Source organism: Micromonospora sp. M61, assembly GCF_018070245.1.
GTDB lineage: Bacteria > Actinomycetota > Actinomycetes > Mycobacteriales > Micromonosporaceae > Micromonospora > Micromonospora zamorensis.
The window spans coordinates 17,829-42,564 of the sequence record NZ_JAGPYA010000062.1; the positions used below are offsets into that span (position 1 = coordinate 17,829).

Annotated in this window: 23 protein-coding genes; 10 read left to right on the top strand and 13 right to left on the bottom strand. The window is 70.1% G+C overall.

All coding sequences use genetic code 11. The features are described 5' to 3' along the window. The first annotated feature begins 25 nt into the window (after positions 1-25). The 3 genes from KBX34_RS27230 (at position 26) to KBX34_RS27240 (ending at position 4,980) form a co-directional block, all read left to right on the top strand. Positions 26-1,039, top strand: a complete 1,014-nt coding sequence (locus tag KBX34_RS27230) for a ParB/RepB/Spo0J family partition protein (RefSeq protein ID WP_210791776.1) — start codon at positions 26-28, stop codon at positions 1,037-1,039. A gap of 1,405 nt (positions 1,040-2,444) precedes the next feature. Beyond that, positions 2,445-3,527, top strand: a complete 1,083-nt coding sequence (locus KBX34_RS27235) for a hypothetical protein (protein WP_210927742.1) — start codon at positions 2,445-2,447, stop codon at positions 3,525-3,527. Positions 3,528-3,798: 271 nt separating this feature from the next. Next, entirely contained in the window at positions 3,799-4,980 is a 1,182-nt protein-coding gene (locus KBX34_RS27240; protein ID WP_210927744.1) for a Cmx/CmrA family chloramphenicol efflux MFS transporter, read from the top strand. Positions 4,981-5,022: 42 nt separating this feature from the next. Here the strand turns inward: KBX34_RS27240 and KBX34_RS27245 are convergent, their stop codons facing one another. Together KBX34_RS27245 and KBX34_RS27250 are read right to left on the bottom strand one after the other, a co-directional pair. Beyond that, entirely contained in the window at positions 5,023-6,027 is a 1,005-nt protein-coding gene (locus KBX34_RS27245) for a D-alanine--D-alanine ligase (RefSeq protein ID WP_210927745.1), read from the bottom strand. 7 nt (positions 6,028-6,034) lie between these two features. Next, on the bottom strand, positions 6,035-7,348 hold the full coding sequence (locus tag KBX34_RS27250) for a PLP-dependent aminotransferase family protein (protein WP_088950793.1): 1,314 nt from the start codon (positions 7,346-7,348) through the stop codon (positions 6,035-6,037). Positions 7,349-7,641: 293 nt separating this feature from the next. Between KBX34_RS27250 and KBX34_RS27255 the strand changes: the two genes are divergently transcribed. After that, positions 7,642-8,307: a GNAT family N-acetyltransferase gene (locus KBX34_RS27255; RefSeq protein ID WP_210791764.1), complete on the top strand. Its 666-nt coding sequence runs from the start codon at positions 7,642-7,644 to the stop codon at positions 8,305-8,307. Positions 8,308-8,347: 40 nt separating this feature from the next. Here the strand turns inward: KBX34_RS27255 and KBX34_RS27260 are convergent, their stop codons facing one another. The 7 genes from KBX34_RS27260 to murJ all read right to left on the bottom strand — a co-directional run bounded on the left by KBX34_RS27260 (position 8,348) and on the right by murJ (position 16,756). Then, positions 8,348-9,511, bottom strand: a complete 1,164-nt coding sequence (locus tag KBX34_RS27260; protein WP_088950791.1) for an N-acetylmuramoyl-L-alanine amidase — start codon at positions 9,509-9,511, stop codon at positions 8,348-8,350. A gap of 171 nt (positions 9,512-9,682) precedes the next feature. Next, complete coding sequence (trxA, locus tag KBX34_RS27265) at positions 9,683-10,006, bottom strand: thioredoxin (RefSeq protein ID WP_088950790.1); 324 nt, start codon at positions 10,004-10,006, stop codon at positions 9,683-9,685. A gap of 31 nt (positions 10,007-10,037) precedes the next feature. Further along, positions 10,038-10,988 (bottom strand): thioredoxin-disulfide reductase, encoded by a 951-nt coding sequence (trxB, locus tag KBX34_RS27270; RefSeq protein WP_088950789.1) that lies wholly within the window; start codon positions 10,986-10,988, stop codon positions 10,038-10,040. A 183-nt stretch (positions 10,989-11,171) separates the two neighbouring features. Then, a complete protein-coding gene (locus KBX34_RS27275; RefSeq protein WP_210927748.1) occupies positions 11,172-12,188 on the bottom strand; it encodes a hypothetical protein in 1,017 nt (338 codons plus the stop codon). Continuing rightward, a complete protein-coding gene (sigM, locus tag KBX34_RS27280; protein ID WP_210927755.1) occupies positions 12,185-12,901 on the bottom strand; it encodes an RNA polymerase sigma factor SigM in 717 nt (238 codons plus the stop codon). The genes KBX34_RS27275 and sigM overlap by 4 nt, the downstream gene beginning before the upstream one ends. A gap of 43 nt (positions 12,902-12,944) precedes the next feature. Beyond that, positions 12,945-14,558 carry a protein kinase family protein gene (locus KBX34_RS27285; RefSeq protein WP_210791761.1) on the bottom strand — a complete coding sequence of 538 codons (1,614 nt, stop codon included), beginning with the start codon at positions 14,556-14,558 and terminating at the stop codon, positions 12,945-12,947. 446 nt (positions 14,559-15,004) lie between these two features. Then, positions 15,005-16,756: a murein biosynthesis integral membrane protein MurJ gene (gene murJ, locus KBX34_RS27290; RefSeq protein WP_210927749.1), complete on the bottom strand. Its 1,752-nt coding sequence runs from the start codon at positions 16,754-16,756 to the stop codon at positions 15,005-15,007. 126 nt (positions 16,757-16,882) lie between these two features. Here murJ and KBX34_RS27295 point away from each other — a divergent pair, with 126 nt between their 5' ends. Then, complete coding sequence (locus KBX34_RS27295; protein WP_088950785.1) at positions 16,883-18,343, top strand: CCA tRNA nucleotidyltransferase; 1,461 nt, start codon at positions 16,883-16,885, stop codon at positions 18,341-18,343. A 74-nt stretch (positions 18,344-18,417) separates the two neighbouring features. Here KBX34_RS27295 and KBX34_RS27300 read toward each other — a convergent pair whose 3' ends face one another. Both KBX34_RS27300 and KBX34_RS27305 read right to left on the bottom strand, forming a co-directional pair. Then, entirely contained in the window at positions 18,418-19,950 is a 1,533-nt protein-coding gene (locus KBX34_RS27300) for a flotillin family protein (RefSeq protein WP_210927751.1), read from the bottom strand. 28 nt (positions 19,951-19,978) lie between these two features. Next, positions 19,979-20,485, bottom strand: a complete 507-nt coding sequence (locus KBX34_RS27305) for an NfeD family protein (protein ID WP_141913045.1) — start codon at positions 20,483-20,485, stop codon at positions 19,979-19,981. Between the two features lie 179 nt (positions 20,486-20,664). Here KBX34_RS27305 and KBX34_RS27310 point away from each other — a divergent pair, with 179 nt between their 5' ends. The 4 genes from KBX34_RS27310 to KBX34_RS27325 all read left to right on the top strand — a co-directional run bounded on the left by KBX34_RS27310 (position 20,665) and on the right by KBX34_RS27325 (position 22,147). Beyond that, positions 20,665-21,000 (top strand): hypothetical protein, encoded by a 336-nt coding sequence (locus KBX34_RS27310; protein ID WP_210791757.1) that lies wholly within the window; start codon positions 20,665-20,667, stop codon positions 20,998-21,000. Positions 21,001-21,040: 40 nt separating this feature from the next. After that, the gene (locus KBX34_RS27315; RefSeq protein WP_141911938.1) at positions 21,041-21,526 is read left to right on the top strand and encodes a methylated-DNA--[protein]-cysteine S-methyltransferase; all 486 of its coding nucleotides are present in this window, start codon (positions 21,041-21,043) and stop codon (positions 21,524-21,526) included. Positions 21,527-21,557: 31 nt separating this feature from the next. Further along, positions 21,558-21,764, top strand: a complete 207-nt coding sequence (locus KBX34_RS27320) for a ribbon-helix-helix protein, CopG family (RefSeq protein WP_141911936.1) — start codon at positions 21,558-21,560, stop codon at positions 21,762-21,764. A 68-nt stretch (positions 21,765-21,832) separates the two neighbouring features. Then, on the top strand, positions 21,833-22,147 hold the full coding sequence (locus tag KBX34_RS27325; RefSeq protein WP_210927753.1) for a hypothetical protein: 315 nt from the start codon (positions 21,833-21,835) through the stop codon (positions 22,145-22,147). Positions 22,148-22,209: 62 nt separating this feature from the next. Here KBX34_RS27325 and KBX34_RS27330 read toward each other — a convergent pair whose 3' ends face one another. Continuing rightward, positions 22,210-23,289 carry an inositol-3-phosphate synthase gene (locus tag KBX34_RS27330; protein ID WP_088950779.1) on the bottom strand — a complete coding sequence of 360 codons (1,080 nt, stop codon included), beginning with the start codon at positions 23,287-23,289 and terminating at the stop codon, positions 22,210-22,212. Positions 23,290-23,312: 23 nt separating this feature from the next. Next, on the bottom strand, positions 23,313-23,951 hold the full coding sequence (locus tag KBX34_RS27335) for a PadR family transcriptional regulator (protein ID WP_088950778.1): 639 nt from the start codon (positions 23,949-23,951) through the stop codon (positions 23,313-23,315). A 175-nt stretch (positions 23,952-24,126) separates the two neighbouring features. On the opposite strand from KBX34_RS27335, the gene KBX34_RS27340 reads away from it, so the two are divergent. Beyond that, the gene (locus KBX34_RS27340; protein ID WP_088950777.1) at positions 24,127-24,576 is read left to right on the top strand and encodes a DUF5318 domain-containing protein; all 450 of its coding nucleotides are present in this window, start codon (positions 24,127-24,129) and stop codon (positions 24,574-24,576) included. Positions 24,577-24,736: the final 160 nt, after the last annotated feature.

Genomic DNA, 24,736 nt, shown 5'->3' on the forward strand with positions numbered 1-24,736 from the left:
AGGATGAGTCGCTGGGAGGCGTGGCATGAAGAACCGTCCTCGGGGCGGTCTGGGTAGGGGCCTGGGGGCACTGATCCCGACCGGGCCGGCGCCGGCTGCCGCTGGCACCGCCACGGCCGAACCGGAGAACGAGTACGTGGACGACACGGGCACCGAGGCAGTCGCCGCGGCTCCCGTCGGGGCGCCGGTCCGCGAGCCGGAGCCCGTGCTCAGTCCGGTGCCGGGTGCACGGTTCGCCGAGATCCCGGTCGACGCGATCCTGCCCAACCCGAAGCAGCCCCGCCAGGTCTTCGACGAGGAGGCTCTGGAGGAGCTCAAGACCTCGATCCTGGAGGTCGGCTTCCTCCAGCCGATCGTCGTCCGGCAGCTCGACGACGAAAAGTACGAGCTGGTTATGGGCGAGCGACGCTGGCGCGCCGCTCAGGCGGTGGGGCGGGAGAACATCCCGGCAATCGTCCGGGACACCCGGGACGACGCCATGCTCCGCGACGCCCTGCTGGAGAACATCCACCGGGCGAACCTGAACCCTCTGGAAGAGGCCGCCGCCTACCAGCAACTGCTGGAGGAGTTCGGTGCCACCCACGAGGAGCTGGCACGCCGGATCGGCCGGAGTCGCCCACAGATCTCCAACACGATCCGACTGTTGAACCTGCCGGCGCAGGTGCAGCGCCGAGTGGCCGCAGGGATCCTGTCGGCCGGTCACGCCCGCGCCCTGCTGAGCCTCGACGGTGCAGAGGCACAGGAACAGTTGGCCTTGCGGATCGTGGCCGAGGGCCTGTCGGTCAGGGCGACCGAGGAGATCGTTGCCCTCACGCTGAACGACGGGCCGGCGAAGGGGCAGGCCGCGAAGCGCCGGCCGAAGGCGCACGCGCCGGCCCTGACCGATCTCGCCGACCGACTGTCCGACCGGTTCGACACCCGGGTGAAGGTGGACATCGGGCGGAGCAAGGGCAAGATCACGATCGAGTTCGCGACCGTGGACGACCTGGAGCGGATCGTCGGGATCATCGGAGTGCAGCAGGAGGAGAGCGAGGGCTGAGTCCTCCCTACTCGCCAACGGCCGCGCTACCCCTCAGGGGTGTGCGGCCGTTCCGTATCCCGCTCGCCACGTTTCACGTGAAACGGCCGCCGTTTCACGCCCTACCGATTGGCGGCCCTGCGGCGTGACTCGAACGCCTACGGCTCGCTCAGCCCGAGCGGCGCGCCGGCGCACCACCGAACCGCTGCGCCGGCCGACGTCAGCCGGTGGGCGAAGGCTTGAGGCTCTGTTTCACGTGAAACGGGAGGGGCCGCGGATGGCCGACGCCCCCGACTGCACCTGATCCGTTTGGAGCACGGCTCGGCCGCCGAGATGCGGAATCGGACGCCAGTCCTCACCCGGCCCGCTAGTAGATGCTCATGGAGTGCCCTGTGCGCCGCTCAGTTGCTCGCTGCCGCGTCGTGTGCCGCAGAGGGTGGTTGTGATCGACCGGAGCGCCGGACGCTCTTCTCAGGGCACGTGAGCATCAGGAGGCGGTGGTCGGCGGCGGTCCGTTACGACCTGGACCGCACCGGCCGGCAGCGATGGCGGGAGCCCGCAGCAAAAGCGGCAGCCCACCTCACCGCCTGCCGTCGCCCGTCGTCGTATCGCGGCCTCGGTCTGCGCGCCTCGGTCTGCGCCTGTCCCGACCTGTCCACCTCGCGACGCCCCGCCCTTGGTCGTGCTGACCGCGCCCCTCGTCGCGCTGTCCGCCGTCGTTGTGCCCGCGCCCCTCGTCGTGCTGCCCGCCCTTGCGTTGTCCGTCGACCCTGCACCGTTGGGGGCCTTGCCGTGTGACCGTCCCGCTCGGCTGGCACCTCGACAGGCGGCCGTCCGACGCCCTGTTCTCGTCTCACAGTGCACGCCACCTGGCTGCGCCTTGCGCGTGGTGAACGGCGTCGCTCGGTCCGGAGTGGGTAGGCAGCCCGGCCCCTCTGGCAGCCGGCAATCCGCAGGCATGGGTGTCCTGTGGAAACCCCCCGAGGACTGAGCCCGGCGGAAATCCACACGCCTGAGGGAGCGGTTCGATCCAGGACCCCGTCGGCGCCCCCGGCAGGGCGACCTTCTCCCGCTGGAGCGGCGTTCAAAGCTCCAGCGCAACCGAGTCGAACGGCAACGCCCCGATGCCGTCTGCGAACCGTCGCCAACGCCCCCGCAGGCAGTTCGCGGACAACGACCGACGGCCCGAAAAGTTATCCACACCCTTTGTCCACAGGCACCCCCTGTTTCACGTGAAACAGCGCGTGGGAGCGGGTGCGAGCCTGTGGATGACGGCCTGTGTTGAGGATCTCGGCAGCCTGTGGATATCGCTTCACGGCGCAGCGGTGACACCGTGTACCCGGTCGACGACGGGCACTGATTCGGCAGGCCCGGACCGATCATTCAGGTAGGGACAGCGGTGCCAGACTCGGTTAGGGTCAGCGTCGTGCACGACACCCCTCCCTCAGTCCCGGACTTCACCCAGTGGCCGTCGTTCCCCTTCGAGGGCGACCTCCACGTGAAGCAACTCGATGATCCGGTCCCGGTCGAACCGCCCCGGAAGGGCGAGGGTCTCCGGGAATGCACCGCCTGCAACGCACCCGACGATGCCTACATCTGGGTGGGAGAGCGCTGGCGGGTACGCGCCATGGACCGGCCCACCGGGCTTCCCATGGTGCTCATCCTGGAATCGCGGACACACCTCGACCTCGGCGATCTGCCGAACCTGCTCGCCGCCGAGCTGGGCGTGATGACCGTTCGTCTGGAGCGGGCAATCCGGTCCCTCGACGGGGTGGCGCGAGTCCACGTCAACCGGTGGGGAGACGGCTCGGCCCACCTGCACATGTGGTTCCTCGCTCGGCCGTACGGTCGCCTCCAGCTGCGGGGCACCTTCCTGTCACTGTGGGACTCGATCCTGCCGCCGATCTCCGAGGCGCAGTGGCGGGAGAATCTGGCGCTCGTCGCCGCCTGGCTCGCCGAGTTTGGCGGTCGCCCACTCGCCGAGCCGCCCCGCATCCAGTGGCAGGCACCGTCCAGCCTCCTGGCTCAGTCCGAAGCTGCGGATGCCGCTGCTGCCGATGCCGCAGCGGCGGCTGCTGCTGCCTCGGTCATCGAGGCGGCGGAGGAGATCCCCGAACCAGCGGGCTCCACTTCCGGCGTCGATCCGACCGACGGCGACACGGCACCCTCAGCGGATCCTGTGGACGGGGACGCCGACGCCGGGTCCACGGTCGCCGACACCGCTCCGACGAGCGAAACTGCCAGCCCGGCACGAGCCGGCAACGCGGGGAGCAGCGCGCCCGCCGGCAGGACATCGTCCGGCGCCTCAACGTCCGGCACGACACCATCTGGCGTCTCGGAGTCCGGCGCACCCACGTCCGGCGTCGCCGGCGCGGTGCCCGCCAACGGACCCGCGATTCTCCGGGGAGCCGCAGTCCGGAACGATCCGGAGGGCGAGGCTCCTGACAAGGCCACCGCCGGCGCGCTGGATGAGGCACCCCGCAGGGCCGCCCCGAACAGCGACGCCTAGAGCGTCGGTGCCCCGGGGCGCAAGGTTGACGACACGCGCGCCGGGCGGAAACCGGTTGCTTGGTGACCGGCGGTTTTGAGTAGTGTTTGCGCCATGTCGAGCCCTGAGGCATCCAAGGTGGGGGCTTTCGGTCACGCCGTCAGCCCCCTGAACCACTGAGTTCATAGTCCGCTTCCCAGCAGCCTTCGCTGCATGGGGATTTGCGCGCACCCTTGGGCGCTGGCCGCGGTGACGAGACGTCTCCTCGTTCTCTCTCACCTCGGAGTTCTTGATGCCTCTGCCGCTGTACCTGCTTGCCGTGGCGGTCTTCGCCATGGGCACCTCGGAGTTCATGCTTGCCGGCCTGGTGCCGGACATCGCCGCGAGCCTCGACGTGTCGGTCGGGGCTGCCGGGCTTCTGACTTCGGCGTTCGCACTCGGGATGATCTTCGGAGCGCCGCTGATGGCGGCGCTTGCGCGCTGGTGGCCTGTCCGGGCCAGCCTGCTGTGCTTCGTGCTGGTTTTTGCCGTGGCCCACGTCGTAGGCGCTCTCACGACGAGCTTCGCGGTTCTGCTCATCACCCGGGTGATCGCTGCCCTGGCCAACGCGGGCTTCCTTGCTGTGGCACTGAGCGCGGCGGCCACGCTCGTCGCATCTGACCAGAAAGGGCGTGCGCTGGCGGTGCTGCTCTCGGGTACGACGGTGGCCACCATCGCTGGAGTTCCCGGCGGCGCAATCCTCGGCACGGTCCTCAGCTGGCGGGCAACCTTCTGGGCGATCGCACTGCTCTGCCTTCCCGCTGCCTTCGGTGTCATGAAGGGCATCCCGGCCCGTGTCGGAAAGACCTCTCGGGACTCTCCGGCTGGCTCGTCTCTTCGGAACGAGATCGCCCAGCTCGCGATGCCCAGGCTGGTCCTGGTCATGTTGCTCGGTGCCCTCGTCAACGCGGCCACCTTCGCCACATTCACCTTCCTGGCACCGATCGTGACTGACACCGCCGGCCTGGGCGAGCTGTGGGTCTCGGTCGTGCTGGTGCTCTTTGGTGTTGGGTCCTTCCTCGGCGTCACCCTCGCGGGACGGCTCTCCGATCAGCGTCCCGGCCTCGTGATCGCAGTCGGTGGCCCGTTGCTGTTGCTCGGCTGGTTCGCGTTGGCGACCCTGGCTGCCCAGCCGGTGGCGCTTCTGCTCCTCGTGTTCGTGCAGGGCACGCTTTCCTTCGCGTTGGGCAGCACCCTGATCGCCAGGGTCCTCTATGAGGCAGCAGGAGCCCCCACCATGGGAGGTTCGTATGCGACCGCGGCGCTCAACATCGGTGCCGCTGGCGGCCCTGCCGTTGCTGCAGCGACGCTCGGGGCCAACGCCAACGACCTTGGCCCGGCGTGGGTCAGCGGCCTCCTGGTTACGGTCGCACTGCTCATCGCCCTGCCGCTGCGGCGGTACATCGCACCCCGCGTCGGCCAGGCGATTCGATGACCCACGCGAACGCCTCGACAGGGGGTGTCTGAGGTGAGCAGATCAGGAAGTGGTGAGGCGAGCCGCTGCCCGGGTGACCAGCGTGCCGAGGAGTCGGCCGAAGTCCAACCCCGCCGCCTGCACGGCGAGCGGCAGCAGTGACGTCTCGGTCATGCCCGGCGAGACGTTGACCTCCAGCACGTGCGGCTGACCCGAGGCGTCCACGATCACGTCGACGCGGGAGAGGTCCCGCAGGCCGAGTGCGGTGTGCGCGGCGAGGGCCACGTCGGCGACCGTGGCGGCCACCTCCGGGTCCAGCCGGGCCGGCGCGTGCCAGGTGGTCCGGCCGGCCGTGTAGCGGGCGGCGTAGTCGTAGACGCCGTTACGCGGCACGATCTCCACCGGCGGCAACGCCTGCGGTCCGTCGCCGAGGTCGACAACGGAGACCGCCACGTCCATGCCGGGCACGTACCGCTCGACGAGCGCCGTGGAGTCGTACGCGAAGCAGCCGACCATCGCCGCGGGCAGCGCCGCCGCGTCGCGGACCACCGCGCCACCCAGCCCCGACCCGCCCTGGGCGGGCTTGACCATCAGGGGCAGGCCCAGCCGGTCGACGATCCGGTCCAGTACGGCGACCGCGCCCAGCTCGGAGAAGCGATCGTGCGGCAGGGCCACCCAGTCCGGGGTGGGGATGCCGGCCTCGCGAAGCACGGCCTTGGCCGAGGGCTTGTCCCAGGCGACCCGGGAGGCGCGGGCATCGCAGCCGACGTACGGGATGTCGCACAGGTCCAGCACCCCGCGCAGCGAGCCGTCCTCGCCGGTGGCGCCGTGCAGTGCGATCACCACCGCGTCCGGTGGGTCGGCGGCCAGTGCGGGGAGCAGCGCCACGTCGGCGTCGCGCAGCTCGGCCTCCACCCCAACGGCGCGCAGCGCGTCGAGCACCCGGCGACCGGAGCGCAGTGACACGTCCCGCTCGTAGGAGAGCCCACCCGCGAGCACCACGACGCGTAGGTCGGGCGAGGCGGCGGAATCGGTCACGAGGAGGCGCTCAACGGCGGTCGTACCCATGCCGGCATCATGCCAAGTCGGGCCCTGGCACGTCGGAGCCGGCCTGGCCGCGTCGGCCGGCGGCACCGCCCACGGCACCGAAGACGCGGCGCATCGCGATCTCCTGCTCCATCACACCGGACAGCCGGCGGACGCCCTCGCGGATCCGTTCCGGTGGCGGGAAGCTGAAGTTGAGCCGCATCGCGCCGGTGCCGGTGCCGTCGGCGTAGAAGCCGGTGCCGGGCACGTAGGCGACCCGGGCGGCGACCGCTCGCGGCATCATGGCCTTGGAATCGAGCCCCTCGGGCAGGGTGGCCCACACGAAGAGACCGCCGGCCGGCGTGGTCCAGCTGGTGCCCTCGGGCATCAGGTCGGTCATCGCGTCGAGCAGGGCGTCCCGGCGCTCCCGGTAGACCTCGCGGTAGACCTTGAGCTGCTGCCGCCAGGGCATCGTGCCCAGGTAGGTGGAGACGGCGGCCTGGGCGAAACCGCTGGGGCAGAGGATCTGGGCCTCGCTGGCGATGACCAGCTTGTCGCGGACCGCGTGCGGCGCCAGGATCCAACCGACCCGCAGCCCGGGCGCGAAGGTCTTGGAGAAGGTGCTGAGGTAGAAGACCCCGTCCCGGCGGCGGGCCCGCAGGGGCGCGGGGGCCTCACCCTCGAAACCCAACTGACCGTACGGGTCGTCCTCGACGACGAGCAGGCCGGCGCGCTCACAGATGTCGAGGACCCGTTCCCGGCGTTCCTCGCTGAGCGTCACGCCGGTCGGGTTCTGGTAGGTGGGGATCGTGTAGAGGAACTTCACCCGACGCCCGGCGCGGGCGAGGTCGGCGATGGCCGCCTCCAGCGCCTCCGGGACGAGCCCGTCCTCATCCATCGGTACGTGCACGACCTGCGCCTGGGCGGCCTGGAAGACGCCGAGAGCACCGACGTACGTCGGACCCTCGGCCAGCACCACGTCACCGGGGTCGAGGAAGAGCCGGGCCACCAGGTCCAGGGCCTGCTGCCCGCCCACGGTGACGACGACGTCCTCGGGAGAGGCGCCGCACGCGGCGTCGATCCCGGAGAGCGACATCACCTCGCAGATGCGCTCGCGCAGCTCAAGGGTGCCCTGACCGATGCCGTACTGGAGGGTGGTCACGCCGTGCTCCGAGCCGAGCCGGCCGAGCATCTCACCGACAGCGTCCAGCGGAAGGGCGGCGATGTACGGTGCGCCGCCAGCGAGCGAGACGACCTCCGGACGGCTGGCGACCGCGAACAGTGCTCGGATCTCCGAGGCGGTCATCCCGCGTACCCGCCGGGCGTACCGGTCGGTGTAGTCGTCGAGTGTCGTGCCGGTCATGACCTCACCTCGATCGCTGCTCGGGTGGCTCCCGCCCCGGGTACCCCACAAGCCGCTGACCATGGCGGTGGGACACCGATTGTCGATCCTAGTCCGCCGAGGCCGCCCCGCGACCGTGCCGAGACGGATCGACCACATGGCGGACCGTGTCCGGCGTCCCCGGTGGGGTGGGCATCTGCGCGTCCCCTCCCGCATGTCCGATCGTCGGCGTACGATCGCTCGTCGGGGGCAGGAAGGCGGCGCTGTCGTTCCATGCCGGTCTCACCACCGAGCCTATTGTGGGGATGCTCCATATGTCGCGACGTCTGGTCAGCCTGACCCTCGACACGTTGGAAGACCTCCCGCGCCCGTGCCGGCAGTGCGTCTACTGGGAGCTCGATCCGGTCTCCGCGGAGCGCGCCTGCGCCGCTGGCGATCCGGGCCTGGAGAAGGAGGCGTGGGTCTCCCAGACGCTGCTGGAGTGGGGCTCCTGCGGCAAGCTCGCGTACGTCGACGGCATGCCGGCCGGCTTCGTGATGTACGCCCCACCCGCCTACGTGCCCCGCTCGATGGCGTTCCCGACCTCGCCGGTCTCCGCCGACGCGGCACTGCTGATGACGGCCAACGTGGTCGCCGCGTTCGCCGGTGGCGGGTTGGGCCGGATGTTGGTGCAGGGCGTCGCCCGGGACCTGACCAAGCGGGGGATCAAGGCAATCGAGGCGTTCGGCGACGCCAAGTTCGGCGACACGGACGACCCCTCGGGTGGCTGCGTGGCGCCGGTCGACTTCTTCCTCTCGGTGGGGTTCAAGACCGTACGTCCGCATCCGCGTTTCCCCCGGCTGCGCCTTGAGCTGCGTACGGCGCTGAGCTGGAAGTCCGACGTCGAGTACGCGCTGGAGAAGTTGCTCGGCTCGATGAGCCCGGAGACGCTGCTCCGCCCGGTCCGTCCCGCCCCGGCCACCCGTTCCACCAACGGCTGACCGCCGGGCTCGCGCGCGACGACCGCACTCAGGCTGAGGGTCAGTCGACCACGGTGCCGGCGGCCACGACGGCCCGCAGTTCGCTGACGTCCAGCGAGCCGGTCGGAACGTCCCGTTCGATCGGGTAGTACATCCGCTGCACGGCAGCCACGATCGCCTCCACCACACGGTCCCGGAACCGGGGGTCGACCAGTTGGGCGCGGTCCGTGGGCGAGGTGAGGTAGCCGACCTCGACCCGGACGGCGGGCATCCGGGTCAGTCGCAGCAGGTCCCACGTCTTGGCGTGGGTACGGCAGTCCCGCAGCCCGGCCCGGGCGACGATCTCCCGCTGCACGAGCCCGGCCAGACGCTCACCGGTCGCCGAGGTCACCCCGTTGTCGGTGCCGTAGTGGTAGGTCGCGACGCCCTCCGCATCCGGGTTGGCGTGGCCGTCCAGGTGCAGCGAGATGAACACGTCGGCGCCGAGCGAATTGGCCAGCTCGGCCCGGTCGGTGTCCGGCAGACAACGGTCCGGCGACGGCCCCCGGGTGAGCTGCACCCGCACCCCGGACGCGGCGAGCCGCCCCTCCAACCGGCTGGCGAGGTCGTGCACCAGATCGGCCTCCGTCCAGCGCAGCGGCCCGTCGGGCACCACCATCCCGGGGTCGGTCCCACCGTGCCCCGGGTCGATGACCACCGTCTTGCCGACCAGCGCCGGCCCGGACTGCCGGATCGCGTCAGACTCGCGTAGCCACTGCGGTCGGCCACCGACCACCTTGCGGCCGATCCGGCGCAGCGCGTTCATGGTGTGCGGGCCGCAGGAGCCGTCGGGGGTGAGACCGACCTCGCGCTGGAACTGGGCCACAGCGCGGGACGTCCGGACGCCGTAGATGGCGTCCGCGCGGCCCACGTCGTACCCCATCTCCAGCAGTCGCTCCTGCAGTGACCGGACGTCCTCGCCGGTGAGCGGCTCGGGGACCGCGTGGTAGAGGGTGCGGGCGCCGAGCCGCCAGCGGGCGGCGTCCAGGGCGCGCCAGGTCTCCGCCCCGACCCGGCCGTCCACGCTGAGCCCTCGGGACTGCTGGAACGCCCGGACGGCCCGCTCGGTGTCCAGGTCGAACTCGTCGGCGTGCGGCCCGGCTGCGGCGAGCAGGTCGAGGCCGATCAGGATGGTACGAATCTCCGTGACCGCGGGTCCCCGGTCACCGGGTCGGATCGGACGCACGCACGACCCCCTCTGCACGACGCTGGCTGGCCGGGCGGCCCAGGCTTGAGGCTATGCGTTCCGGGGCGGTGAGGTGGCTGGGGCCAGGAAAAACGTCGCCGGTGCGGCCCGGAGACAACGAAACCCCGCACCCGGCGAGCGGGTACGGGGTCCGGTTGGTGTTTCTGCTGGTCAGAGGGCCGATTCGATGAGCTTGACCAGCTCACCCTTCGGCTTGGCGCCCGCGATCGACTGCACCGGCTGGCCGTTCTTGAAGACGGTGAGCGTCGGCACCGACATCACGCGGTAGGCCCGCGCGGTCTCCGGGTTCTCGTCGATGTTGAGCTTGACGATGGTGACCTGGTCACCCATCTCGCCGGCGATCTCCTCGAGCAGCGGCGAAACCTTGCGGCAGGGGCCGCACCACTCGGCCCAGAAGTCCACCAGAACCGGCTTGTCAGCCTGCAGCACGTCGGCGACGAAACTCGCGTCCGTGACCGCCTTGGTCTTTCCCACTATGGCCCCTCCTCAGATGTGTTCGGTTGCTTCAGCTGAGCGTCGCGATGAACCGCTCGGCGTCGAGCGCGGCGGCACAGCCGGTGCCGGCCGCGGTGATCGCCTGGCGGTAGGTGTGGTCGACGAGGTCGCCGGCGGCGAAGACACCCGGCACGTTGGTGCGGGTGCCGGGGGCCTGGACCTTGACGTAGCCCTCGTCGTCCATCTCGACCTGACCACGGAAGAGTTCGCTGCGCGGGTCGTGGCCGATGGCCACGAACACGCCGGTCACGTCCAGCACCTTGGTCTCGCCGGTGTGCACGTTGCGGACCCGTACGCCGGTGACCTTGCCGTCGTCGCCGAGGATCTCCTCGACGGTGCTGTTCCACTCGACCTTGATCTTCTCGTTGCTCAGCGCCCGGTCGGCCATGATCTTGCTGGCCCGGAACGAGTCACGCCGGTGGATGATGGTGACCGACTCGGCGAAGCGGGTGAGGAAGCTGGCCTCCTCCATCGCCGAGTCGCCGCCGCCGACGACCACGATGTGCTGCTTGCGGAAGAAGAAGCCGTCGCAGGTGGCACAGGAGGAGACGCCGTGGCCCAGGTATTCCTGCTCGCCGGGCACGCCCAGCGGCCGCCACGCCGAACCGGTGGAGAGGATGATGGATCGGGCCCGGTAGGCGGTCTCGCCGACCCAGACGGTGCTCACCGCGCCGGAGCCGGCGTCGCCGGTGTCCACCAGCTCGACACGGGTCACGTCGTCGGTGAGGAACTCGGCACCGAACCGCTCGGCCTGCTTGCGCATGTTGTCCATCAGCTCGGGGCCGAGGATGCCGTCAGCGAAGCCGGGGAAGTTTTCCACCTCGGTCGTGGTCATCAGCGCACCACCCGACTGCACGCCCTCAATGATCAGCGGCTTCAGGTTGGCGCGTGCGGCGTAGACCGCCGCCGTGTAGCCGGCCGGCCCGGAGCCGATGATGATCAGGTTGCGGACCTCGTCCACTGCCGTCTCCCGAGTTGTGTGTGTTCGGCGTCGGCGCGAGCACCGATGCCGATCCGAGTTGCCGACGCCTGGGTGGGGCCGGCAGCTGACTTCCAGAACGTCATCGTACGAACCGGGGATTCCCGAGCCGGGCATCCGGTGGGTCAGGTCACGTGGGCGGTCTTTGTGCCGTTGACCGTGGATTCACCCTACCCGCGCCGAATACCGGCTGTCCGAGCCGGACCCGGGCACCCCGCACTCCGGGCCGCTCACCCAGGCCCAGCGAGCTCCGGTCGCGTCGGTGAAGCGGATGACCAGGGTCTGCTCGCCCTGGAACCGCGCGTAGTCGAGCATCTCGACCGTCAGTGGGGCGTTGCCGTGCTCGGCCGCCACGTCGGCCAGGCAGGTCGCCAGCGCGGCCTCGTCGGTCAGCCGGGCCAACTGGGTCAGCCCGTCGCCAGCGGGACGCCGGCCTTCCTCGTCGTCCACCTCCGGCTGGGTGCCGGGGGTGTTGCCGGTCACTCGGCTGGGAGTCGGTGTGCTCAGCGTGGCGACACCCGGCTCGTTGCCGAGGCTCTGCGGGGTGTAGTCCGTACCGCTGCGCAGTGCGGGCCCTGTGGTGCGGACCGCGCCGGCCGCCGCGGCGTCGTCGGGCGCACTGGCCGGCCGGTCCTGGGCGCTGGTGGCACCGGTGTCGTCCGAGACGCCCGTCGCCAACTGGTTGAGGCCCAGCGCGACCGCGACGACGGCGACCGTGGCGGCGGCCACCGGTGCGCCACGGCGGGCCCATTCACGCCAGCGGCGACCAGGGCCGGTGGATGCCCGGCGTGCCGACCTGGACGAGGCAGGGGTGGTGGGCCGGCGACCGGCCCCGCCCTGCACCGGTACGACCAGCGGCGACCCGGTGTCGGCGGCCGGGTCGACCCCGGGCGCGGTCTGCGCGGCGGAGGGGTCGTCCGACGTCGGCTCCGCGGCGGCCAGCGCGGCGGAGAGGCGGTCGACGATCGCCTGCGGCATCTCCGGTGACGGCTCGGCCAAGCGGGTCAGGCTCGCACTGACCTCCGTCAACGCGGGAGCCAGCAGTGCGTACGCCTCGGCCCAGGCCGGGTCCGCGGACACCAGCTGGGCGACCTCCTCCTGCTGCGGGGTGCCGTCCAACGCCCCGCCGAGGTAGTCAGCGAGGAGGTCGTCGTCGACCTCCCGGAACCCCTCGGTCGTCACGTGTCCTCCTGGTTGGCGTCCCGCCGGTATCGGCTCGACCCCGATCCGACGCCCTCGGCCGGGCCTGGGTTCCCCGGCGTGACGCCCGGCACGTCACCGACCATCCCGGCCGGGTCCGATCGTGCCGAGGGCGTTGCGGCCACGGCGGGGCGGAGGTGCCCGAGCAGCACGGCGAGCCGGGCCCGGCCCCGGGCGCACCGACTCTTCACAGTGCCCTCGGCGACGCCGAGGATGCGGGCGACCTCGGCGACCGGGTAGCCCTGCACGTCGACCAGCACCAGCGCGGCGCGTTGTTCGAGGGGTAGCGCGGCGAGTGCCTCGCGGACGACCAGCACGGTGTCGTGGTCCTGTGCCACGGCGGCCGGCTCGATCCCGCCGGTGCCCGAGCCATCCTCGGCACGGTTGCCGTCCGGCAGCGGCACTGTCGGGTGTGCCTGCCGGCGACGGATCCGGTCCAGACAGGCGTTCACCACGATGCGGTGCAGCCAGGTGGTGACGGCGGAGTCACCGCGGAACCGGGACGCCGCCCGGTGCGCGGAGAGCAGCGCGTCCTGGAGTGCGTCGGCTGCCTCCTCGCGGTCACCGAGGGTCCGCAGGGCGACCGCCCAGAGCCGGTCGCGGTGCCGGCGGAACAACTCGGCGAAAGCGTGCCGGTCGCCATCGACATGGGCACGCAACAGCTCCAGATCGGTAGCTGTGGCGTGCCCGTCCATCACCACGTCCGGTGGAAGCAGTGCCACGGAGGAGGTGCCGGGCTCACGATCCCTGGACCGTGATCTCCTGGACGTCGACCTGGAAGCCCCGCTCGCTGGCCGGCAACTCGGTGATCCAGAACAGCAGGTACTGGTATTTCTGGTCGACGTCGAACCCGTTGAACGTCATGGTGGTGCCGTCGTGGTCCTCGAACGGCTGCCCGATGGTGGTGCCCGGGGTCTTGTAGGCCTGGACCATCTGATTGTCGCCGTTGGAGGACGACGGTGGCGAGGTGGTGCCGGTGAGGAGCTCGGCGGACGCGCCGGTCGCGGAGAGCACCGCCTGCACCGACTTGACGCTGTGCGGCTCGCCGAGATCGAGCCAGACCCCCATGCCCCTCTTCTGGTTGCCGAACTTGGCCGCCGTGTACGTGTCGGTGCCCCAGCCCTTGTCCGCGTCGCCGTCGATGATTTTGTCGGCGCCGCCCAGCTCGTCGCGCTTCTGGCTGTCCGGGTCGATGATCCGGACGCCCTTGACGGCCAGCTTGCGGACCGCGGTGGCGGCCGGGGTGGCATCGCCGGCCGGGGCGCTGGAGGTGGGAGCGGGAGGTTGGTTGGCCTGCGGGTCCTTGTCGCCGTCGCCCAGCGTGCTGATCCCGATCAGCAGACCGACCAGGGCGACCGCCAGCAGGCCGGCGATGCCCACGGCGACCTTGCGACCACCGGCAGCGGCCAGTGGCGACGGCTCTTCCTCGGTGTCGGCGGCGAACCGCAGCGGCCCACTGTTGTCGAGGTAGTGCTCCTCCTCGGCCGGCACATCCAGTCGGGCCAGCTCGGCGGCGAGCACATCGGACGACGGCGGCGCGATCTCGGCGTCGAGCAGATCCATGGTCAGGTCGTCCAGGTATGCGGGAACACCCGCCCGGACCTGGCGAGGTGCCGCGATGGCGCCCCCGGCGTCGCGAACGGCGTCCGGGATGGCGGCCCGGCCGTGGCCGGCGGTGGCGCCGCGCAGCGGTGCCTCGGCGTGCGGCCAGTAACCGGTCAGGGCGAAGTAGAGGACACCGCCGACCGCCCGGATGTCGTTCTCCTGGCTGTCGTCGCCGTCGGTGCGGGCGTCCGCCAGGACCACGCGGCCCTCGTCACTGATCATGACGGTGCCAGGGTGGACGTTGCCGTGCACCATGCCGGTGGCGTGCACTGCGGCGAGAGCGCTCGCGACGGCGTTGCCGATCGCGGTGGCCCGGGCCGGGTCCAGTGGACCGTCGGCCGCCAGGTCCCGCAGGGACTGCCCGTCGACCCACTCGCGCACCACGTACGCGCGGTCGGCCTCGTCGATCGCGTCGTAGACGCCGACCAGGTTGGGGTGGATGACCCGGCTGGCCGCGACGGCCGCCTGAAGCATCTCGGTGGCGGAGTCGCCACCCGGGTAGCGCAGCACCACCGCGACGGGACGACGCAGGATGACGTCGACCCCGCGCCAGACCAGCCGACCCGCGCTGTCGTTGTTGATGTGCTCAACCAGCTCGTACCGCTCGGCGAGGACTTCACCGGCCGTGGGAGCACCGAAGGTCATGACCGGAGGAGCGCTTTCGTCCGCCTCCTGACCCTCGCCGACCTGGGTCACCCGTCCTCCCTCGGTGATCGTGTCGATCGATGGACCCGCACTGCTGGGCATGTGGCTTCCCGCTCTGCCGTTGAAGGAACCGGCCGACCGGTGTCGACGCGCAGCGTCGGCCCCTGCCGTACCCGTCGAGAGCGACCTTACCTGGGTTGCCCGTCTCCTCGACATGTCATCTTCCCGCCGTACCCGGCGGGTTCCCGGCAGTCGAAGAGCTCGTCCGGTTACGACCGTTGTCAGCCACGTTGCTGGCACATGTACTAGCTAATCTACGGCTTCACCGCAAGTGACCGACGCCGGGGCTGGGCTGACGTGACCCCTCCCTACAACCGGCATGTTCCCACCGATTGGCCCGGCACGCTCAGCCGTACGGTTGGTTATCCACAGGCCGATGCGGTGGTTGACCGGCGAATCGCGGAGTTATCCACAGGCGCATCCCCAGCCTGGTGATCCGCGATCACGGTCCGTGCGTGCAGAAACTTTTTGTGATCGGGTGCTGACGGTCAGCGACCCAGGCGGCGGCGGACCATGCCGACCACCTCGGTGATCTCACTGATCCGCAGCAGCATGGCCAGACCCAGGTAGGTCCCGCCGATGACCGCCCCACCGATCACGAGCTGCACGATCGCTTCCAGTCGGCTCGGTGTGTCGTCACCGGGCAGCAGCTTGACCACCAGCAGACCGACCAGTGCCGATCCCAGTGCGGCGACGCTGATCCGTCCTAGGGTGCGCATGATCCCACCAAGGCCGATTCTGCCGACCCGTGGGCGGAGCAGCCAGGCCGAGGCTACGGCGGCCGCGAGGTAGGAGACCGCGTTGCCAATCATCATGCCGGAGGCCGCGAAGCTTGCCGAGAAGGCGGCGAAGAGCACGATCTGGACCCCGGCCCGCAGAGCCACCACCGGGATGTTGACCAACGCCGGAGTACGGGTGTCTGGCAGGGCGTAGAAGGCGAAGGTGAAGAGCTGACTGACCGCGAACGGCACCAGGGCTACGGCGGCGAAGAACAGCACCGGAGCCGTCGACCGGGCGTCCTCGTCGCTGAACGCTCCGTACCGGAAGAGGGTGAAGGCGATCGGCGTGGCCAGCACCGCGTAGCAGACCGCGATGGGTGCGAGCACCGCCGAGACGGTGCGGGTGCCCCGGGACAGGTCGGCGGCCAGGTCCGCGTACCGGCCGTCGGCGGCAGCCGCGCTCATCCGGGGCATCAGCGCCGTGATGATCGAGACGGCGATGATGCCGTGCGCCATCATCAGCAGTAGGAAAACGTTGTTGTAGATCAGAGCGCCGGCAGCGTTCTTCCCGACCCGGCTGAGAAGGTTGAAGACCACGATCAGACCAAGTTGGCTGACCGCCACGTAGCAGAACATCCAGGCGCCAAGGCGGCCGAGCTCACCGAGACCCAGCGCGCGGAAGTCGAACCGCAGTCGCCAGCGGAAGCCCACCTTGCGCAGCGCGGGCAGCAGGCCGCAGGCCTGCACCGCGACGCCGAGCAGGGTGCCGCCGCCGATCAGCAGGATCTGCCCGGTGGTGAATTGCCCCGGGTCGAGGATCTTCGTTCCGTAGATCGCGATGTAGAGGCCGGCGGTGGCGATCACCACGATGTTGTTCAGGATCGGTGCCCACATCGGAGCGGCGAAGTGCCCCCTGGTGTTGAGCACCGCGCTGATCAATGCGCTGAGGCCGGTGAAGAAGATCATCGGCAGCATGAGCCGGGCCAGGGCGGTGACCAGCTTTTGATAATCCGTGCTCGACTCGTCGCTGGCGTACAGCCTGGTGAGTACCGGTGCAAGGATCACCGCCAGCACCGCGGCCGCGCCGAGGGTGAGCAGCGCGAGGGTCAACAGCCGCTGGGTGTACGCCTGGCCACCGTCGCCGTCGAACTTCCGCCGGCGTACCAGCACGGGGATCAGCACGCTGGTGAGGATGCCTCCGAGCAGGAACTCATAGACCATCCCGGGCAGGATCTGCGCGGTGGTGTAGGCGTTGCCGACCGCCGAACCGAGTGCAGCGGTGAGGACCAGGGTGCGCAGGAAGCCGGTGCCGCGGCTGACCAGGCTGCCGACGGCCATCACCGCGCTGTTCGTCGCCGCGCTCGCCTCGCCCACCTGCTCCTGCGGTGGCGCGGTCGACTCCAGGGCCGGCTGGTTCAGGGGCTCGGCGGAGATGAAGGTGGCGCCGTCGCCGGGACGTCCGCCGGCCCCGGGCCCGCCGTCCGGCGTGGCGTTGGCGCTGCGGTAGAGCCCGCCGCTCATCTCCAGCCTCCCAGGGGTACGTCGAGCCGGACACCGACCCGCACGCCACAGACCATAGTCAACCCCCACCCGTTACCCGCGCCCGGCGGATCGGATCACACCCTGGCCCGATAAGCTGGCGATCCCATGTCCGAAGCTTCCGCTCCTCACGCCGCCGACCGCCGCGAACTCACCGCCGCGCAGCGCAACGCCGTCGCCGAACTGCTCCGGGTTTCCCCGGTCGCCGACGAGTTGGGCCGCCGCTTCGTCCGCGCCGGTCACGAGTTGCACCTGGTGGGCGGTTCGGTACGGGATGCCCTGCTCGGCCGACTCGGGGACGACCTCGACTTCTGCACCGACGCGCACCCCGACGAGACGCTGCGGGTCCTCAAGGGCTGGGCCGAGTCGATCTGGGAGACCGGTCGGGAGTTCGGCACCATCGGCGCCCAGCGCGACGGCCTCCGGCTGGAGATCACCACGTTCCGCGCGGAGTCGTACGACCAGGTCAGCCGCAACCCGGTGGTGGTCTACGGCACCAGCCTCGACGAGGACCTGAAGCGGCGCGACTTCACCATCAACGCGATGGCGGTCAGCCTGCCGGAGCACCGGTTCACCGACCCGCACGGCGGGTTGGACGACATCTCGGCCAGGATGATCCGTACCCCGAGCACCCCCGGGGAGTCGTTCGGCGACGACCCGTTGCGGATGTTGCGGGCCGCCCGGTTCGCCGCCCAGTTGCGCTTCGCCGTGCACCCGGACGTGCACCGGGCGATGAGCGAGATGTCCGCCGACCTGGACCGGATCACCGCCGAGCGGATCCGCGACGAGTTCACGAAGCTGCTCTGCGGTGCTGACCCGATCACCGGGCTGCGGCTGCTGGTCGACACCGGGCTGGCCGAACGGTTCCTGCCGGAGCTGACCGGGTTGAAGCTGGAGATCGACGAGCACGCGCAGCACAAGGACGTCTACGAGCACACCCTGACGGTCGTCGAGAACGCGGTCTCCTACGAGGAGGAGGGCTGCGACTTCATCCTGCGGATGGCCGCCCTCATGCATGACGTGGGCAAGCCGGCGACGAAGGCTGCGGCCCCCGACGGTCGGGTCAGCTTCCACCATCACGAGGTGGTCGGCGCACGGCTGACCAAGGCCCGGATGAAGGCGATGCGCTACCCGAAGGAGGTCATCGCCAAGGTGACCGCGCTGGTCGCGCTGCACCTGCGCTTCTACGGGTACGGGCGGGGCGAGTGGACGGACTCGGCGGTGCGCCGGTATGTCGCCGACGCCGGTGACCTGTTGCCCAGACTGCACAAGCTGACCCGCTCGGACTGCACAACCCGCAACCGGCGCAAGGCGGCCCAGCTCGCCGCCGACTACGACGCGCTGGAGGATCGGATCGCCCGGATCGCGGCCGAGGAGGACCTGGCCCGGGTCCGTCCCGACCTGGACGGCAACGCGATCATGGAGTTGCTCGGCGTACCGCCGGGGCCGGTGGTCGGGCGGGCCTGGAAGCACCTCAAGGAACAGCGCCTTGAGCACGGCCCTCTGGACCGTGACGCCGCGGAGGTCGAGCTGCTGCGCTGGGCCCGCGCCGAGGGCCTCGTCGAGTAGCCCTCGCACCGAACCCGAGTGGAACTGACGGGCGCCGCCTCCGAACCGGGAGCGGCGCCCGTCTGCGTACGTCGTCAGCGGGTCTCGACGGCGGTCCCGTCCACGGCCGGGGCGCTCTTGCCGGCGGTGGTGCCGTTGCCGGCCGCGGACGCTGAGCCGAGCCGGGACAGCAGACCGGCCAGGTCGATCCCGGTCAGGTCGCTGCCGAGCTGGAGCCCTTGGGCCACGTTGCCGGCCACAGACTTCGTCAGCGACGACGCGCCGTCGGTGGAGATGACGGTCATCTTGTCGATCGCCCCGATCGGCGCGCTCGCCGCCTCGACCACCTGCGGCAGCACCTTGACCAGCAGGTCCAGCACCGCCGCCTCGCCGTAGGCGGCGAACGCCTCGGCCTTGCGCGCCATCGCGTCCGCCTCGGCCTCACCCTTTGCCAGGATGGCCGCGGCCTCGGCCTGACCCTCCCGCTCCACGGCCTCGGCGATGGCGGAGCGCCGACGCTGCTCGGCCTCACCTTCCTTGGCGCCCTCGATCGCGTTCGCCTCGGCGAGCGCGGCACGCCGGGCCCGCTCGCCCTCACCGGTGAGCCGCGCCTGTTCGGCGGAGGCCTGCGCGGCCGCGATGACCGACTGCCGCTGTGCGTCCGCGTGCAGCACCGCCGCGGCGCGGGAGGCCTCGGCCTCCTGCTCCACCTTGTACCGGGCCGCGTCGGCGGGCTTGCGCACCTCGGTGTCCAGTTGGCGCTGCTTGAGTTCGGCGTTGCGCTCGGCGACCTTCTGCTGCTCGGAGAGGATCGCCTGGTCCCGTTCGGCCTGGGCCAGCGGGCCGGCGGCGGCGGACTTCGCCTTCGCCGCGTCGATCTCGGCCTGGATGCCGGCCTGCTTGAGAGACAGGTTCCGGTTCGCCTCCGCGATGGCCTCTTCGGCGAGCAGCCGCTCCTGCTCGGCCTGCTGCCGGGCCCGTGCCTCGGCGATGGCCGCGTCCTTGAGCACCCGGGCGGCCTCGGGCCGGCCCAGGTCCTGCAGGTAGGACCCTTCGGCGAGAATGTCCTGGAGTTGGAAGGTGTCCAGCACGAGACCCTGGTTGGTCATCGAGTGCTCGGCCTCCTCGGCCACCGCGCTGGCGAACGCCGCCCGGTCCCGGATGACCTCCTCGACGGTGAGCCGGCCGACGATCGAGCGCAGCGCTCCGGCGAGCACCTCCCGGGTGAAGTTGTCGATCTCGTCCTGTTGGTGCAGGAACCGCTGGGCAGCGGCCCGGATCGCGTCCTCGGTGCCGCCGACCTTGACGATCGCCACGCCGTGCAGGTCGGCGCGGATGCCCTGCTTGCTCACCGCCCCCCGGATGCCGACGTCGATCCGTCGGCTGGACAGGTCGAGCGACTGGAGCTTCTGCACCACCGGCAGCACGAAGACCGAGGCACCGAGCACGACCTTCTGCCCGGAGTTGTCGGTCGAGCGCCCGCCGTCGGCGGTCTGGGTGGTGCGACCCTTGCGACCGGTGACGATGAACGCCTCGTTCGGTCCGGCCACCTTGATCCGGGAGAGCACGAAGAGCACCAGGATGAGCACGAGGAGGACCGCGCCACCGATGGCGATTAGCAGGGCCATATAAAGGAGTCCTGTCTACGAGGGGAAGTCAGTAGGTTTCGACCTGCACGCTGGTCTCGCTGAGCGCCTGCACCACGAAGACCTGGGCGCCGACCGGTATCGGCTGGTCCGCACGGGCGCTGAGCTTGACCGGTTGACCGGCGAGACGAATCCGTACCTCGCCGTAGCCGTCAACCGGCACCGGGGTGACGACCAGGCCGAGCGCACCGACCAGATCGTCGCGGGTGGGGGTGGGGTCGGTGCGCATGTTCCGCGCCGCCCGGCTGAGTCGGGACGCCAACCAGGCGGTGGGCACGGCCGCGAGCACGCCGCCGACCGCCGCGCCGACGACCATGCCAGGGGTACGCGCACCGAGCAGTTCGTTGACGATGGCCGCGCCGAAGCCGAACGCGCCGGCGAAGCCGGCGACCGTCTCGACCGAGATCGGCCCGTCGACGTCTGCGTGCCCGAACTGGAACAGCTCGGTGCCGAGCAGGGCGAGCGCGAGCACACCGATGCCCGCCCCGCCGATGATCAGAAAGATGAGCGTCCCCATTGCCACGACCTGCACGGTATCGATGCCGCGCAAGCTCTGACAGCCCTGCGGGACACAAGATGATCTACCGATGTGGGTCGTCGGTGCCGACCAAAAAGGGGCAGTGCTGACGGATCTTGGTGAGCTATCTTCTGCCGCCGGCCGATCGTTCCGGTCACGTCAGAACGAGAGGACCGCCCATGCTCGTGGTGATCATCATTTACGTCTTCGGTCTGGTGCTGACCGCCGCCATCCTGTTGGGCGTCGCGGCAACCTCCTTCGCCACCACCTCGCGGGTCGACCGGGTGCTGGCCGGTATCGGGGCCGTGTTTGCTGGCTACTACGCCTACTTCCTGCTGAGCACCGGCGGCGGCGGACACATCACGGTCTTCTACGCGGCGCTGCTTCTCCCCTTCTTCGCCGGTCGCAAGCTCTACCTGGGCTTCCGGGACCGCGATCGGACCCGCGCCGAACGGGCCGCTGCGGCGGAGGCGATCCGGGCTGCCGAGGAGTGGCGTTCGGCCCGCCGCTGGTAGCCGGGCGGGCCAGGAAGTCCGAGACAGGGAGAATGGGTGGATGCGCTGGACCGTGCTCGACTCACCGATCGGCGAGTTCTCCGTCGCCACCGACGGCACGAGCGTCTGCGGCGCCCATTTCGGGCGGGTCGAGGCGGCGGCGGACGATCCTGACCACGCGCTGGCCGGGCAGGCCGTCGCCGAGCTGCGGGCGTACTTCGCCGGCGAGCTGACCGCGTTCACCGTGCCGGTGTCGATGCCGCGCGGCTCCGACTTCGAACGGGCCGTGTGGCGGGAGATGACACGCATCCCGTACGGGGAGACGCTGACGTACGGCGATGTGGCGCGTCTGGTCGGCGATCCCGGAGCGGCACGGGCGGTGGGAGTGGCCTGCAACCGCAACCCGGTCCCGGTGATCGTGCCGTGTCACCGGATCGTCGGCGCGGGCGGCAAGCTGGTCGGTTTTGGCGGGGGCCTGCCTCGCAAGGTCAAGCTGCTGGAGCTGGAGGCCGGTGTCGCCCTACAACACGCATGGTCGGGAGGTTGACGCCGGTCAACCAGAGTTATACAACTTCGGTATGGCCTTCACCCTCACCCTCAAGCCCGAAGTCGAACAGCGCCTCAAGGAGCTTGCCGAGGCTGAGCAGCGGTCGATGCACAAGACCGTGGAGGTGGCGATTCAGGCCTACCTGGATCGCCATGACCGCGATGACTGGACCCGCCAGGCAGCTCGGAAGGTCTTCGCGGAGGATGCCACGTTCTTCGAGATGCTGGGCGAGCGGTGACTCAGGCTTGGCCGGACGCGGAGGATCTACTGACTCTCCTCGCAGAGTGGACCGGGCCGGAGAGTCGGGTGCGTGATGCGGGAATCCTGGTCGCAGCGGCAGCACGCCCGCACGCGCGACTGGTGGGGCGGGCCGTCTATCCGACCGTGCTCGACAAGTCGGCAGCGCTCCTGCATGGCCTGATGATGTGGCGACCACTCGACGTCTGGAACGCCGGACTTGGCTGGGCGGCGATGCGGGTGTTCCTGGCCCGGGCCGGCTTCGTTCTCGACATGCCCGCGAAGGACCGGGTGGCGTTGACCGACGCGCTGGTCAGCGGCGAGGTCGACTCGGTTGACGAGTTGGCGCTGCGGCTGTCGCCGTACCTGGAGATGTCGAGCTGAACGCGGCGAGGGCCGGGTCCGTTTCGGACCCGGCCCTCGCCGGTGCTTGCTGTTTCAGCGGGTCAGCGTGCGACCTCGCCGGCGATGAACTCCTCGACGGCCTGGTGGGCGTCGTGGTCGGCGTACTGCACCGGCGGGGACTTCATGAAGTACGACGAGGCCGACAGGATCGGGCCGCCGATCTTCCGGTCCAGCGCGATCTTCGCGGCCCGGACGGCGTCGATGATGACGCCGGCCGAGTTCGGAGAGTCCCACACCTCGAGCTTGAGCTCGGCGTTGAGCGGGGTGTCACCGAACGAGCGACCCTCCAGGCGGATGTACGCCCACTTGCGGTCGTCCAGCCACGGCACGTGGTCCGACGGGCCGATGTGCACGTCGCTCTTGCTCATCTCGTGCGGGATCTGCGAGGTGACCGACTGGGTCTTCGAGATCTTCTTCGAGACCAGCCGCTTGCGCTCCAGCATGTTCATGAAGTCCATGTTGCCGCCGAAGTTGAGCTGGTACGTGCGCAGCAGCTCGACGCCACGGTCCTCGAAGAGCTTCGCGAGTGCGCGGTGCACGATGGTGGCGCCGACCTGGCTCTTGATGTCGTCACCGACGATCGGCAGGCCAGCGTCGGTGAACTTCTGGGCCCACTCCGGGTCGGAGGCGATGAAGACCGGCAGGGCGTTGACGAACGCGCAGCCGGCGTCGATCGCGGCCTGGGCGTAGAACTTGGCGGCCTGCTCGGAGCCGACCGGGAGGTAGCAGACGACGACGTCGACCTGCGCGTCACGCAGCGCCTGCGCCACGTCGACGGGGGTGGCGTCGGACTCCTCGACGATCTCGCGGTAGTACTCGCCCAGACCGTCGAAGGTCGGACCGCGCTGCACGCTGATGCCGGTCGGCGGCACGTCGCAGAGCTTGATGGTGTTGTTCTCGCTGGCGACGATCGCCTCCGCGAGGTCCATGCCCACCTTCTTGGCGTCCACGTCGAACGCCGCGACGAACTCCACAGCGTTGACGTGGTAGTCGCCGAAGGCGACGTGCATGAGACCCGGGACGCGGTCGTTCGGGTTGGCGTTCCGGTAGTACTCGACGCCCTGAACCAGGGACGAGGCGCAGTTACCCACACCGACGATGGCGACGCGGACGGAGCCCATAGCGTCTGCCTCCTTCTTTTCTGTCACGGCCGCTCATTCCTGGTCTCTCCAGGCGGAGGCGGGCTGTTGTCTTCTCGTCGGCCGCCGGCTGTCCCGATGTTCGGGACCGTCGGGGCTCGGCCGGAGCGCTCGTTGGCGATGAGCTCCTCCAGCCAGCGGACCTCGCGCTCACAGGCATCAAGGCCGTGGCGCTGCAGTTCCAGCGTGTAAGCGTCGAGGCGCTCGGCCGCCCGGCCCAGCACGTCGCGAAGCCCTTCGCGACGCTCCTCGATCTTGCGGCGGCGACCCTCCAGAATGCGCAGGCGGGTCGCCTGGTCGGTCCGGGCGAAGAACGCGAAGTGCACCCCGAAGCCCGTGTCGTCGTACGTCTCGGGCCCGGCCTGTGCGATCAGCTGGGCGAAGCGTTCCTTGCCCTCCGCGGTGATTTTGTAGACCACCCGACCTCGTCGGCTGGTCAGCGCGGGGACCTCCTCGGCAGTGGCGGGCGTCTCATCAGCTTCGGTGATCCATCCCGCCGCCTGCAGCCTGCGTAGCGTGGGATAGAGCGAGCCGTAGCTGATCGCCGCCCGGATCGCGCCGAGTTTGGCGGTCAGCTCCTTGCGCAGCTCATAGCCGTGCATCGGAGACTCCTGCAGGAGGCCGAGGATGGCGAACTCAAGCACTGGCCACCCTCTCTTTACCCTCCGGCGTGGAGCGGTAACCGCCGCGATGTATCGGACCGATACATCGCACGTTAGCGGGTCGCGCGTGCCAGGGCAAACCCCCGCTCCGAGACGGTGCCGTCACGGATTGTGAGCGTGGTCGCCTGCTCGGGCCGGACCGCGTACCCTTCTTCGCATGCGTACGCAGCGCCAGGTCGTCGACTACTCGCTTCAGAAGCGAGCAGTGCTGCGTGAGCTCCTGGCCGGCCGGGTCGGCACGTACGACGTGTGCGACGCATCGCCGTACCTGAAGAACGCCGCCCGGTTCCACGGTGAGCCGACCGACCGACGCTGCCCGATCTGTCGCAGCGAGAACTTGACTCTCGTCCACTACATTTACGGTGACGAGCTCAAGCAGTCCGCCGGGCAGGCCCGGACACTGACCGAGTTGCCTGTCCTGGCGATGACGCTGCGTGAGTTCCAGGTCTTCGTGGTGGAGGTGTGCCTCGGTTGTGACTGGAACCATCTGGTCGAGCAGTACCTGCTCGGCCGGGACGGTCTGGCCGGCGACAGCGACGGCACCGGCGAGCAGGACGTGGCGGCCGCCGAAGGTGCGGGTCGGCGGAGGCGAGAGGCGCAACGGTGATCACAGCTGGTTGGACCGGCCCCGGGGCCGTAGACGAAACCCGGGACGGTCAACCGCTCGTTGGTCCGATTAGCCCTATTAATACGGCAAGTCCCCCGGTGAAACGGCACCCCCGTGCCGGTCTCCCGGGTGAAGCAACTCACGGCAACCCGGTGGCGGC